General features: G+C 41.2%; 14 protein-coding genes. All 14 read left to right on the top strand.

What is annotated here, in order from left to right; all coding sequences use genetic code 11:
• Window positions 1-296: 296 nt before the first annotated feature.
• Entirely contained in the window at window positions 297-773 is a 477-nt protein-coding gene (locus tag PCY07_RS02160; RefSeq protein ID WP_301356346.1) for a PTS sugar transporter subunit IIA, read from the top strand.
• 35 nt (window positions 774-808) lie between these two features.
• Window positions 809-1,114 carry a PTS sugar transporter subunit IIB gene (locus PCY07_RS02155; protein ID WP_003002828.1) on the top strand — a complete coding sequence of 102 codons (306 nt, stop codon included), beginning with the start codon at window positions 809-811 and terminating at the stop codon, window positions 1,112-1,114.
• 94 nt (window positions 1,115-1,208) lie between these two features.
• Complete coding sequence (locus PCY07_RS02150; RefSeq protein ID WP_013903731.1) at window positions 1,209-2,684, top strand: PTS galactitol transporter subunit IIC; 1,476 nt, start codon at window positions 1,209-1,211, stop codon at window positions 2,682-2,684.
• Between the two features lie 350 nt (window positions 2,685-3,034).
• Window positions 3,035-3,460, top strand: a complete 426-nt coding sequence (lacA, locus tag PCY07_RS02145; RefSeq protein WP_003007724.1) for a galactose-6-phosphate isomerase subunit LacA — start codon at window positions 3,035-3,037, stop codon at window positions 3,458-3,460.
• Window positions 3,461-3,476: 16 nt separating this feature from the next.
• Window positions 3,477-3,992, top strand: coding sequence for a galactose-6-phosphate isomerase subunit LacB (lacB, locus tag PCY07_RS02140; RefSeq protein ID WP_003002763.1), 516 nt, complete (start codon window positions 3,477-3,479; stop codon window positions 3,990-3,992).
• A 10-nt stretch (window positions 3,993-4,002) separates the two neighbouring features.
• Window positions 4,003-4,932 carry a tagatose-6-phosphate kinase gene (locus tag PCY07_RS02135; protein WP_301356350.1) on the top strand — a complete coding sequence of 310 codons (930 nt, stop codon included), beginning with the start codon at window positions 4,003-4,005 and terminating at the stop codon, window positions 4,930-4,932.
• 1 nt (window position 4,933) lies between these two features.
• Entirely contained in the window at window positions 4,934-5,914 is a 981-nt protein-coding gene (gene lacD / locus PCY07_RS02130) for a tagatose-bisphosphate aldolase (RefSeq protein WP_301356352.1), read from the top strand.
• A gap of 309 nt (window positions 5,915-6,223) precedes the next feature.
• Window positions 6,224-7,057 (top strand): PRD domain-containing protein, encoded by an 834-nt coding sequence (locus tag PCY07_RS02125; RefSeq protein ID WP_301356354.1) that lies wholly within the window; start codon window positions 6,224-6,226, stop codon window positions 7,055-7,057.
• A 34-nt stretch (window positions 7,058-7,091) separates the two neighbouring features.
• A complete protein-coding gene (locus PCY07_RS02120; RefSeq protein ID WP_301356356.1) occupies window positions 7,092-7,409 on the top strand; it encodes a PTS lactose/cellobiose transporter subunit IIA in 318 nt (105 codons plus the stop codon).
• Window positions 7,409-9,112, top strand: a complete 1,704-nt coding sequence (locus tag PCY07_RS02115; RefSeq protein WP_301356358.1) for a lactose-specific PTS transporter subunit EIIC — start codon at window positions 7,409-7,411, stop codon at window positions 9,110-9,112. Before PCY07_RS02120 ends, PCY07_RS02115 begins: the two co-directional genes overlap by 1 nt.
• Window positions 9,113-9,199: 87 nt before the next feature.
• The gene (gene lacG, locus PCY07_RS02110; protein ID WP_301356360.1) at window positions 9,200-10,606 is read left to right on the top strand and encodes a 6-phospho-beta-galactosidase; all 1,407 of its coding nucleotides are present in this window, start codon (window positions 9,200-9,202) and stop codon (window positions 10,604-10,606) included.
• Window positions 10,607-10,733: 127 nt separating this feature from the next.
• On the top strand, window positions 10,734-11,636 hold the full coding sequence (locus tag PCY07_RS02105) for a LysR family transcriptional regulator (RefSeq protein ID WP_003011186.1): 903 nt from the start codon (window positions 10,734-10,736) through the stop codon (window positions 11,634-11,636).
• A gap of 3 nt (window positions 11,637-11,639) precedes the next feature.
• The gene (lspA, locus tag PCY07_RS02100; RefSeq protein ID WP_301356362.1) at window positions 11,640-12,101 is read left to right on the top strand and encodes a signal peptidase II; all 462 of its coding nucleotides are present in this window, start codon (window positions 11,640-11,642) and stop codon (window positions 12,099-12,101) included.
• Complete coding sequence (locus tag PCY07_RS02095; protein ID WP_070662434.1) at window positions 12,091-12,981, top strand: RluA family pseudouridine synthase; 891 nt, start codon at window positions 12,091-12,093, stop codon at window positions 12,979-12,981. Before lspA ends, PCY07_RS02095 begins: the two co-directional genes overlap by 11 nt.
• Window positions 12,982-13,197: the final 216 nt, after the last annotated feature.

Raw genomic sequence — 13,197 nt, 5'->3', positions numbered from 1 at the left:
TCGTCGTCCCACCTCCGCACAGTTGAGTAGGGCTGTAAAAGCTGATGAAATCAGCGTAGTAGAGCCCACTCAACCACTGCGTCTTGCTCGACAATCCAAAAATAATTGAGAGGCTAGGACTTTTGTCACAGCCTCTTTTTACTTATTTAAGGATGTTGGAAAATGACGGTTAGAAAGAGCCATATAGCTTGATAGGAACAAAAATGAACAAAATGAGACAAAAATGATTGACATTCAATCAATATAGTGATATATTATAACCATAAAATAAATAGTTAGATAAGGAGGTGGCAGCAATGGGTTTAAATCAACTCTTTAACAAAGATCTTGTGTTTTGTCTACACGCCAAGGATCAAACAGATCTCTTTGAGCAGGTAGCGAGCTTACTTGAAGAGCGACAGATTGTGACACCAACCTATCGTTCCGCTTTGATTGAGCGTGAAAAGTCTTTCCCGACTGGATTAGACATGGAATTTCTTGGTAAGGACTTACCAAATGTGGCGATCCCGCACACAGACATTGTCCATAATATCACTGAGAATGTGGTCGTTGTTCGTTTGGATCAATCGGTAACCTTCCATAATATGATTGCTCCAGATAAGGAAGTTCAAGTTTCACTTTTATTCTTCATTATCAACAATTCAAGTTCTAGCCAAACGAATATTTTGGCCCAGCTGATGGATTTCTTTACATCTAATGGAAATCTCGAAGCTCTATCAAAATTAGATAGTGAAGATAAGCTTTATCAATACATTACGGGAACTATTTCCTAAAACATTCGTAAATATTTATAATGGAGGACATCCAAATGATTAAAATTTTAGCTGCCTGTGGTGCAGGTGTTAACTCTAGCCACCAAATTAAGAATGCCTTGGAAGAAGAGTTGTCAAACCGCGGGTATGATGTGCGTTGTGACGCTGTCATGGTCAAAGACGTGAATGAAGACTTGATTTCAGGCTATGACATCTTTACTCCAATTGCTGCAACTGATTTGGGATTCGATCCTGGTATTCCAGTGGTAGAAGCAGGACCAATTTTATTCCGTATTCCAGCAATGAGTGCGCCAGTTTTTGATAACATCGAAGCTGCCATTAAAGAACATGGATTAAGTTAATATTTTTTTAAAACAGTTTGTAAGCGTTATCCAATGATAAAGTTGGAAATGATTAAAGCGTAATATATAAAATTATAAATCGGGAGGATTTATTATGAATGGCATTATTGATTTTGCCAATAAATTTTTCAAACCAATCCTAGACATGGGTGCTCCGATCATTATGTTGATCGTCTTGACTTTATTGGCTCTCTTGTTTGGAGTGAAATTCTCTAAAGCCCTTGAAGGTGGTATTAAACTTGCCATCGCCCTTACTGGTATCGGTGCCATCATAGGTATGCTTAACACAGCTTTCTCAGCATCTCTTGCAAAATTCGTTGAGAATACTGGTATTCAATTGAATATTACTGACGTTGGTTGGGCACCGCTTGCGACCATCACTTGGGGGTCTGCCTGGACACTTTACTTCTTATTGATTATGTTGATCGTCAACGTTGTCATGCTTGCGATCAAGAAAACAGATACGCTTGACGTCGATATCTTCGATATCTGGCACTTGTCTATCACAGGTCTTTTGATCAAATGGTATGCGGACAACAACGGAGTTAGCCAAGGAGTTTCACTTTTCGTCGCAACTCTTGCAGTTGTTCTTGTTGGAATCATGAAGATCATTAACTCAGACTTGATGAAACCAACATTTGATGATCTTTTGAATGCACCAAGTTCATCACCAATGACATCAACTCACATGAACTACATGATGAACCCAATCATCATGGTCTTGGATAAAATCTTTGATAAATTCTTCCCAGGTCTTGATAAATACGACTTCGACGCTGCTAAATTGAACAAGAAAATCGGTTTCTGGGGATCTAAATTCTTTATCGGTTTCCTTCTTGGTATCGTCATCGGTATCATGGGTACTCCACATCCAGTAGCTGGTGTGCAAGATGCTGCCAAATGGGAATTGGTTATTAAAGGTTGGTTGAGCCTTGGTTTGACTGCTGGTGTCTGCTTGGAATTGTTCTCATTGATCGGTTCTTGGTTCATCGCAGCGGTAGAACCATTGTCACAAGGTATTACAAACGTTGCTACTAAACGTCTTCAAGGACGTAAATTTAACATCGGTTTGGACTGGCCATTTATCGCTGGTCGTGCTGAAATCTGGGCTTGTGCGAACGTACTTGCACCAATCATGTTGATCGAAGCAGTGCTTCTTTCTAAAGTTGGAAATGGGATCTTGCCACTTGCTGGTATCATTGCTATGGGTGTGACTCCAGCCTTGTTGGTTGTAACACGCGGTAAATTGATCCGTATGATCATCTTCGGAAGCCTTCTCTTGCCACTCTTCCTTCTTTCAGGAACATTGATTGCACCATTTGCAACTCAATTGGCTAAGAGTGTTGATGCCTTCCCTAAAGGGGTAGCTTCTACTCAATTGATCACTCACTCAACTCTTGAAGGACCAGTTGAAAAATTGCTCGGTTGGACAATTGGTAATGCAACAACTGGTGATATCAAAGCTATCCTTGGTGTAGTTGTCTTCTTGGCATTCTATATCGGAATCTTCGCTTGGTACAGAAAACAAATGATCAAACGTAACGAAGAATATGCTGCAAATGCAAAATAATCGTCATATGTAGTTTGAAAACTGGAGAGTGGGACAGAAATCGGTAATTCGTTAGAATTCGATTTCGTCGTCCCACCTCCGCACAGTTGAGTAGGGCTGTAAAAGCTGATAAAATCAGCGTAGTAGAGCCCACTCAACCACTGCGTCTTGCTCGACAATCCAAAAATAATTGAGAGGCTAGGACTTTTGTCCCAGCCTCTTTTATTTTAAAAAAATGTTCGAAAATAAACAATTTAATGTTGACTTTCGTTCAAAATAGGTGTAATATAATATCAAAAGTAAGAAAATGTTCCTTTGTGAAAAATTAACAACAGGGATGTTTGCTGAAACGAACAAAAGGAGGACAGGACATGTCTATTGTAATTGGTGCAGATGCTGCAGGATTAAGATTAAAAGATCTCGTGAAAGAGTTTCTTGTAAAAGAAAACTTCGATGTTGTGGATGTAACTGCTGAAGGTCAAGATTTTGTAGATGTGACACTTGCAGTTGCGAGTGAAGTGAACAAAAACGATCAAAATCTTGGAATCGTGATTGATGCATACGGTGCTGGTCCATTTATGGTTGCAACTAAAATCAAAGGAATGGTCGCAGCAGAAGTTTCAGATGAACGTTCTGCTTATATGACACGTGGACACAACAATTCTCGAATGATTACCATGGGTGCTGAAATTGTTGGGGATGAATTGGCCAAGAACATTGCCAAAGGCTTCGTCAATGGTAAATACGACGGTGGCCGTCACCAAATCCGTGTCGATATGTTGAATAAGATGTGCTAATGAGAGGAGAATTCAAATGAGAATTGCAATTGGTTGTGATCACATTGTGACAAATGAAAAAATGGCTGTTTCGGATTTTTTGAAATCAAAAGGATATGAAGTACTCGACTTTGGGACTTATGACCATACACGTACCCACTATCCAATCTTTGGTAAGAAAGTCGGTGAAGCCGTAGCAAGTGGCCAAGCAGATCTTGGTGTTTGTATCTGTGGTACTGGTGTTGGGATCAACAATGCTGTTAATAAAGTACCTGGTATCCGTTCTGCCTTGGTACGCGATATGACAACTGCTCTCTATGCAAAAGAAGAATTGAATGCGAATGTGATCGGATTTGGTGGTAAAATTACTGGTGAATTGCTCATGTGCGATATCATTGAAGCATTCATCCACGCTGAATACAAACCAACTGAAGAAAATAAAAAATTGATCGCTAAGATCCAACATGTGGAAACCCATAATGCCCATCAAGCGGATGCTGACTTCTTTACAGAATTCCTTGAAAAATGGGACCGTGGTGAATACCATGACTAAGAGGTGACGTATGATATTAACGGTCACGATGAACCCTTCGATTGATATTTCTTATCCTTTGGATGTACTCCAATTGGATACAGTCAATCGAGTGGCTGAGGTGAGTAAGACAGCTGGTGGGAAAGGTCTCAATGTTACCCGTGTACTTTCTGAAATCAAGGATCCAGTGGCAGCGACCGGCCTACTTGGTGGTCGAACAGGTCAATTCATTCTCGATCATTTAGGAGAAGGAATAGAGGAACGTTTCTTTGAGATTGCTGGAGATACACGTAATTGTATCGCCATCCTTCACGAAGGCAAGCAAACAGAAATCTTAGAAAAAGGTCCAACCATTTCTGAGAAAGAAGGGCAAGACTTTCTCGATCATTACCGTCACTTGGTTGAACAAGTAGAAGTTGTTGCCATCTCTGGTAGTCTTCCTGCTGGTTTACCAGTGGACTACTATGCTAGCCTGGTCAAGATTGCAAGAGAAGCTGGAAAACCAGTCGTGCTCGACTGCTCAGGGCCTTCTTTAGAAGCTGCCATTCAAGCAGCTGTCAAGCCAACAGTCATTAAGCCCAACAATGAAGAGTTGTCTCAATTGTTAGGAAAAGAAGTGAGCAAGAATGTAGAAGACTTAAAAGAATTTCTTCAGGATGCTCTCTTTGATGGTATCGAATGGGTGATTGTCTCCCTTGGAGCAAATGGCGCTTTCGCGAAGCACGGGGATGTCTTCTATAAGGTAGATATTCCTAAGATTGATGTCGTCAATCCAGTCGGATCTGGTGATTCTACCGTGGCAGGGATTGCATCTGGTCTCTATCATCATGAGAGTGACGCAGACTTGCTCAAGAAAGCAAATGTTCTTGGAATGTTAAATGCGCAAGAAGCACAAACAGGACATGTCAACATGGGGCACTATGATGCCTTGTATCAACAATTAATCGTAAAAGAGGTATAAAATGGTATTAACAGAACAAAAACGCAACTATTTGGAACGTCTTAGTACAAAAGACGGTGTTATTTCAGCTTTGGCCTTCGACCAACGTGGGGCTTTGAAACGCTTGATGGCCAAATACCAAGACACTGAACCAACAGTTGCACAAATGGAAGAATTGAAAGTCCTTGTAGCAGATGAATTGACAAAATATGCTTCCTCTATGTTGTTGGACCCAGAATATGGTTTGCCAGCTACGAAAGCTTTGGATAAAGATGCAGGACTCTTGCTTGCATACGAAAAGACAGGTTACGATACATCTAGCACCAAACGCTTGCCTGACTGCCTCAACCTTTTGTCAGCAAAACGCATCAAAGAACAAGGTGCAGATGCTGTGAAATTCTTGCTCTACTATGATGTAGATAGTGCAGAAGAACTTAACCAAGAAAAACAAGCTTATATCGAACGCATCGGTTCAGAATGTGTGGCAGAAGACATTCCATTCTTCCTTGAAATCTTGGCTTATGACGAAGGAATTGCAGATGCAACCTCTGCTGAATATGCAAAAGTGAAACCTCGTAAGGTTATTGAAGCTATGAAAGTCTTCTCAGATCCTCGTTTCAATATCGATGTATTGAAAGTAGAAGTTCCCGTCAATGTCAACTACGTGGAAGGATTTGGAGAAGGTGAAGTTGTCTATAGTCGTGAAGAAGCTGCTGCTTTCTTCAAAGAACAAGAAGAAGCAACCAACCTTCCATACATCTACCTCAGTGCTGGTGTATCCGCAAAACTCTTCCAAGAAACTTTGGAATTTGCTCATGCATCAGGTGCCAATTTCAACGGTGTTCTTTGTGGACGTGCGACATGGGCAGGTTCAGTAGAAGCTTACATCAAAGATGGAGAAGCAGCTGCTCGTGAATGGCTTCGTACAGAAGGTCGTCAAAATATTGAAGAATTGAACGCAGTCTTGGCTAAAGTGGCAACACCTTGGACAGAACGCGTGTAAGAAACAAATCGTTATTGCCTCCTAAAGCAACATTTAGAACATTGGAAGGAAGAAATTCCTTCCAATGTTCTTCATTATTTTTAGGCTTTGTTTATTTTTTATAAAAAATGTTTAAAAATTTTCGCTGTAAGGGTTTACAAAATAAAAAACTTATGATAGAATAAGTTCATAAGTTAAATAGCAGTGAGCGTTACTAAGTTAGATTAGGCGTGACCACAAGTAGATTGAATGATTAGCATAGGCTAGTTTTTTCAGTTGCTTCGTGGTCATTTTTATTTGCTTTTTACAAATTTTACAAAGGAGAGCCTCATGTATCGTATTATCCATCCAATGAACAATAATGTTGCTTTGGTTCAAAATGAGCTTCAACAAGAGTTAATTGTTGTTGGGAGTGGGATTGCTTTTGGGAAAAAGAAACATGATCTAGTAGCTGATGATAAGGTCGAAAAAGTATTTCGTTTAAACACGGATGAATCAAGAGAAAACTTTATGGCCCTTCTAAAGGATGTTCCTCTTGATTTCATTACAACCACTTATGAAGTGATTGATACCTTGTCTAAGAAATATGCCTATCCTGTTCAAGAATATATCTATGTGACACTAACAGATCACATCTTTTGTTCTTACCAGGCGGTTCAACAGGGAAGATACAAACACAGTGATCTACCTGATGCGTCTGCTATGCATCCGATTCCTTATAAAATCGCAAAGGAAGCGATTGAAATCTTTCGAAAGCGGCTCTTGGATCAATTTCCTGATGACGAAGTGAACCGCATCGCTTATCACTTCATCAATGCACAAGGGGAAGTCATTCATGAGCAGGATCCTGATGTCCAAGATCGCCAAGCGATTTTAAAAGCTGTAGAAGAAAAATTAGCTCAAAATGGATTGAAACGAAAAGAAGAGAACAGTCATTTCTACGATCGCTTTATGATCCATCTCAATTATTTCCTTGACTCCCTAGATAAGGGAAGAGAGGATCCTGAAGGATTGAGCGAGATGGAACAACTGATCCAGCTAAGTTATCCAAAGGCTTATGAGATTAGTCATCAGATCTACCAAACCATCGCTGAACAGACTGGAGCTAAGATATCTCCTAATGAAAAAGTCTATTTAGCCCTTCATATTCAACGTCTATTATAAAAATTTTCAAAAGGTATCATAAGGAGGAACCAACATGAATAAAGAAGAAGTCCAACTACTTGGGTTTGAAATTGTCGCTTATGCAGGTGACGCTCGATCAAAATTGATGGAAGCCTTAAAAGCTGCTGAAGCTAGCGACTTTGCTAAAGCAGAAGCTCTTGTTGAAGAAGCAGCAGGTTGCATTGCGGAAGCTCACAAAGCGCAAACAACTATGCTAGCGCAAGAAGCTGCGGGGGAAGAGATTCCATACAGCATCACAATGATGCATGGTCAAGACCATCTCATGACAACCATCTTGTTAAAAGATGTGATTCATCATCTTATTGAATTATACAAAAGGGGAGCTAAATAATGAACAAACTCATTGAGCTTATTGAAAAAGGAAAACCATTCTTTGAGAAGATTTCTCGTAATAAATATTTGCGAGCGATTCGTGATGGTTTCATAGCAGGGATGCCTGTAATCTTATTCTCATCTATCTTCATCCTAATTGCGTATGTACCAAACGCTTGGGGATTCCACTGGTCTAAAGATATTGAAACATTCTTGATGACTCCATATAACTATTCTATGGGCATCTTGGCCTTCTTCGTTGGTGGTACAACGGCTAAGGCTTTGACTGATTCAATGAACCGCGACCTTCCAGCAACTAACCAAATCAACTTCATTTCTACAATGTTGGCTTCTATGGTTGGCTTCTTGCTCATGGCTGCTGAACCTGCTAAAGAAGGTGGATTCTTAACAGCCTTCATGGGTACAAAAGGTCTGTTGACAGCCTTCATTGCAGCCTTTGTTACCGTTAATGTTTATAAGGTCTGTGTGAAAAATAATGTGACGATTCGCATGCCAGACGAGGTTCCACCGAATATTTCACAAGTTTTTAAAGACTTGATTCCATTTACCGTTTCAATTGTTCTCTTGTATGCATTTGAATTGATTGTTAAGGGTGCTATCGGTGTAACAGTTGCGGAATCTATCGGAACACTTCTAGCTCCATTGTTCTCTGCGGCAGATGGTTATCTTGGAATTACCCTTATCTTTGGTGCTTATGCCTTCTTCTGGTTTGTTGGGATCCACGGTCCTTCTATCGTAGAACCAGCGATTGCGGCGATCACTTATGCAAATATTGATAACAACTTACACTTGCTTCAAGCAGGCCAACACGCAGATAAAGTCATCACTTCTGGGACTCAAATGTTTATCGTTACCATGGGTGGTACTGGTGCAACCTTGATTGTTCCCTTCCTCTTCATGTGGTTGTGTAAATCTGAACGAAACCGTGCGATTGGACGTGCTTCAGTCGTTCCAACTTTCTTTGGGGTCAATGAACCAATTCTCTTCGGTGCTCCAATTGTATTGAACCCAACCTTCTTCATTCCATTTATCTTTGCGCCAATCGCAAACGTCTGGATCTTCAAATTCTTTGTTGATACCTTGGGAATGAACTCCTTCTCAGCCAACCTTCCATGGGTAACGCCTGGACCTCTTGGAATTGTCCTTGGTACAAACTTCCAAGTTCTTTCCTTCATCCTTGCTGCACTTCTTGTTGTAGTAGACGTGATCATTTACTACCCATTCGTTAAGGTTTATGATGAACAAATTCTTGAAGAAGAACGTTCAGGTAAATCAAACGATAGCTTGAAAGAAAAAGTTGCTGCAAACTTCAATACAGCTAAAGCAGATGCAATTCTTGAAAAAGCTGGTGTTGAAGACGAACCTGTTCAAAACAATATCACAAAAGAAACAAACGTCTTGGTTCTCTGTGCCGGTGGTGGTACCAGTGGACTCCTTGCCAATGCTTTAAACAAGGCAGCAGCAGAATACAATGTTCCTGTCAAAGCAGCAGCAGGTGGCTATGGTGCTCACCGTGAAATGTTGCCAGAATTTGACCTTGTTATCCTAGCCCCACAAGTAGCTTCTAACTATGAAGACATGAAGGCAGAAACAGATAAACTAGGGATCAAATTGGCTAAGACAGAAGGTGCTCAATACATTAAATTGACACGTGATGGACAAGGTGCCCTAGCCTTTGTTCAAGCGCAGTTTGAAGAATAAGAACGAATAAGTGAGATGGAGATGGATGGCTCACTAACTCCTCTCCACTCACTTTTCCTTTGATCCAATCAAGAAAAAGGTGAAAAAATGACAAAAACACTTCCTAAAGATTTTATTTTTGGTGGCGCTACAGCTGCCTATCAAGCAGAAGGAGCTACTCATACAGATGGGAAAGGCCCTGTTGCATGGGACAAATACCTGGCTGACAACTATTGGTATACTGCTGAACCAGCAAGTGATTTCTACCACAAATATCCAGTAGATCTTCAATTAGCTGAAGAATATGGTGTCAACGGTATTCGGATTTCCATTGCTTGGTCACGTATTTTCCCAACTGGTTATGGTGAGGTGAACCCTAAAGGGGTTGAGTTCTACCACAATCTATTTGCTGAATGCCATAAACGCCATGTGGAGCCGTTTGTAACCCTCCATCACTTTGATACACCTGAGGCTCTTCACTCAAATGGAGACTTCTTAAACCGTGAAAATATCGAACACTTTGTAGATTACGCTGCCTTCTGTTTTGAAGAATTCCCAGAAGTAAACTACTGGACAACCTTCAATGAAATTGGCCCAATCGGTGATGGTCAATATTTGGTAGGTAAATTTCCACCAGGTATTCAATATGACCTTGCTAAAGTCTTCCAATCTCACCACAATATGATGGTTTCTCATGCACGTGCTGTGAAATTGTACAAAGACAAAGGCTACAAAGGTGAAATTGGGGTTGTTCATGCTCTTCCAACTAAGTATCCATTGGATCCTAAAAATCCTGCAGACGTTCGGGCAGCTGAGTTGGAAGATATCATCCACAACAAATTTATCTTGGATGCTACTTACCTTGGACACTATTCAGATGCAACTATGGAAGGTGTAAACCACATCTTATCCGTCAATGGTGGTAGCTTGGATCTTCGTGACGAAGACTTTGCAGCGCTTGAAGCAGCTAAAGATTTGAACGACTTCCTTGGAATTAACTACTACATGAGTGACTGGATGGAAGCCTTTGATGGTGAAACTGAAATCATCCACAATGGTAAAGGGGAGAAAGGAAGCTCTAAATACCAAATCAAAGGTGTTGGACGTCGTGTAGCTCCTGACTATGTACCTCGTACTGACTGGGACTGGATCATCTACCCTCAAGGTTTGTATGATCAAATCATGCGCGTCAAGAAAGATTATCCAAACTACAAGAAGATCTACATCACTGAAAACGGACTTGGATACAAAGATGAATTTGTGGACAACACTGTTTACGATGATGGCCGTATCGATTATGTGAGACAACACTTGGAAGTCTTGTCTGATGCGATTGCCGATGGTGCAAACGTCAAAGGATACTTCATCTGGTCATTGATGGACGTCTTCTCATGGTCTAATGGTTATGAAAAACGTTACGGCCTCTTCTATGTAGATTTTGAAACCCAAGAGCGCTATCCAAAGAAATCGGCTCATTGGTACAAGAAAGTAGCCGAAAGCCAAGTGATTGAATAAGTATCAACTGGAACTGTTTTAGTTCCAGCTTTTTTTATTTTTCTAGAAGAGGGTCTCTTAAACGGATCTCTTCTTTCAGGCCTTAATTTATGGTATAATAGATCGATACTGTAATAAGGAAAATAGAATGAATATACAACAATTACGATATGTAGTGGCGATTGCCAACAGTGGTACTTTTCGTGAGGCTGCTGAAAAAATGTATGTGAGTCAGCCTAGCTTGTCCATCTCCGTCAGAGATCTGGAAAAAGAACTGGGGTTTAAGATTTTTCGTCGGACCAGTTCTGGGACTTTTTTGACCCGTCGGGGAATGGAATTTTATGAAAAAGCGCAAGACGTGGTCAAAGGGTTTGATGTTTTTCAAAATCAATATGCCAGTCCTGAAGAAGAGAAGAAAGAATTCTCTATTTCGAGTCAGCACTATGACTTCTTGCCACCTTTGATGACGGAATTCTCAATCCGCTATCCGGAAAATAAAAACTTCCGCATCTTTGAATCAACGACGGTTCAAATTTTGGACGAAGTGGCTCAAGGGCATAGTGAGTTGGGGATTATTTATCTCAACCGTCAAAATACCAAGGGGATTATGCAACGGGTTGATAAATTAGGGCTTGAAGTGGTGGATTTGATTCCTTTTCAGACTCATATTTACCTTCGCAAAGGACATCCTTTGGCTAAGAAGAAAAAACTGGTCATGGAAGATCTAGCTCAGTTGCCAACTGTTCGTTTTACCCAAGAAAAAGATGAGTACCTCTATTATTCAGAGAACTTTGTCGATACCAGCTCGAGCTCACAAATGTTCAATGTGACCGACCGGGCTACCTTGAATGGAATCTTGGAACGGACAGATGCTTATGCGACGGGATCAGGCTTTTTGGATAGCCAGTCAGTGAATGGCATTACCGTGATTCCTTTAGAAGATAATTTAGACAATAAAATGGTCTATGTCAAACGAGAAGAGATGGATCTCTCTCCTGTAGCAGAGAAGTTTGTCGAGGTCATGGTAGAATATTTTGATCAAAAGAGGTAAGAAATGAAGAGAAAAACAATGGTCCCAGTAGCGATTGTCCTATTGGTCCTACTGGATCAGCTGGTCAAATGGTATGTGGTGAAGAACATTCCACTGGGTGTCGTCAAGTCTTTTATCCCCCATGTGGTCAGTCTAACTTATCTTCAAAACACAGGTGCAGCTTTTTCGCTTTTTGAAAATCAGCAATGGTTCTTTACCCTCATCACCCTAGTCGTGATGGTAGGGGCCTTTTACTATCTCTATAAGCATCTCAAGGGGTCGCTTTGGATGGTGACAGGCTTGACCTTAGTCATTGCAGGTGGCTTGGGGAATTTTATCGATCGCCTGCGTCAGGGCTTCGTGGTCGATATGTTCCACCTGGATTTTATGAATTTTGCCATTTTTAATGTAGCAGATAGTTATTTGACAGTTGGAGTATTCTTGCTCCTGATCCTGATGTTGAAAGAGGAAACGCATGGAAATTAAAATCGAAGTAGCCGGTGCGCGACTGGATAAGGCTTTAGCGGATTTGACTCCCTTGTCACGAGCTGTGGCCAATGAGCAGATCAAAGAAGGAAAAGTTCTGGTCAATGGGACTGTAAAAAAAGCCAAGTACACGGTCAAAGAAGGGGACATCATCCAGTATGAAGTTCCAGAAGTGGAAGAGGTCAGCTATGAAGCAGAAGATCTGCCCTTAGACATCGTTTATGAGGACCAGGATGTTGTGGTGGTCAATAAGCCACAAGGCATGGTTGTTCACCCAAGTGCGGGTCATACCAGTGGGACCTTGGTCAATGCGCTGTTATACCATGTCAAGGATCTTTCAGGGATCAATGGAGAATTGCGTCCAGGGATCGTTCATCGGATCGATAAAGACACGTCAGGCCTCTTGATGGTCGCAAAAAATGACCAAGCTCACGTCGCCTTAGCAGAGGAACTAAAAGACAAAAAATCACTACGGAAGTATTGGGCTATTGTTCATGGCAATCTTCCGAACGATCGTGGGATGATTGAAGCACCAATTGGTCGCAGTGAAAAGGACCGGAAAAAACAGGCGGTGACGGCTAAAGGAAAACCTGCAGTGACCCGTTTTCAAGTTTTGGAACGTTTTGGGAATTACACCTTGGTAGAGTTGCAACTGGAGACTGGTCGGACTCACCAAATTCGGGTGCACATGGCCTATATTGGCCATCCCGTGGCTGGAGATCCTGCTTATGGTCCTAAGAAGACACTTAAAGGACAAGGACAGTTTCTTCATGCACGGACACTCGGTTTTACCCACCCTCGCACAGGCGAGACCTTGGAATTTACAGCAGAAGTGCCAGTGATCTTTGAGAAAACGCTGGAAGACCTTCGAAAAGGATAATGAAGATGGGAGTGGGAAAGAACTCCTAAAAATAAAAAGGTTGAAAAGGTTCCCTAAACCTTTTCAATTTTCCCACCCCGCATAGCTTCAACAGTCTGGGAGACTGTTGAAGGTTGCAGATAAAGGAAACTTTGTTTCCAACATTAGGTTATCTTTGGAGCCTAAAAAGCGAACAAAGACTTAGGATACTTGCTTCGCAAGTTCTATACGCCACCT

The sequence above is a fragment of the Streptococcus sp. SP1 genome (genome assembly GCF_030440005.1).
Classification (GTDB): Bacteria; Bacillota; Bacilli; order Lactobacillales; family Streptococcaceae; genus Streptococcus; species Streptococcus parasanguinis.
Note: the sequence above shows the minus strand (reverse complement) of the source record. Positions and strands in the feature narration are given on the sequence as shown.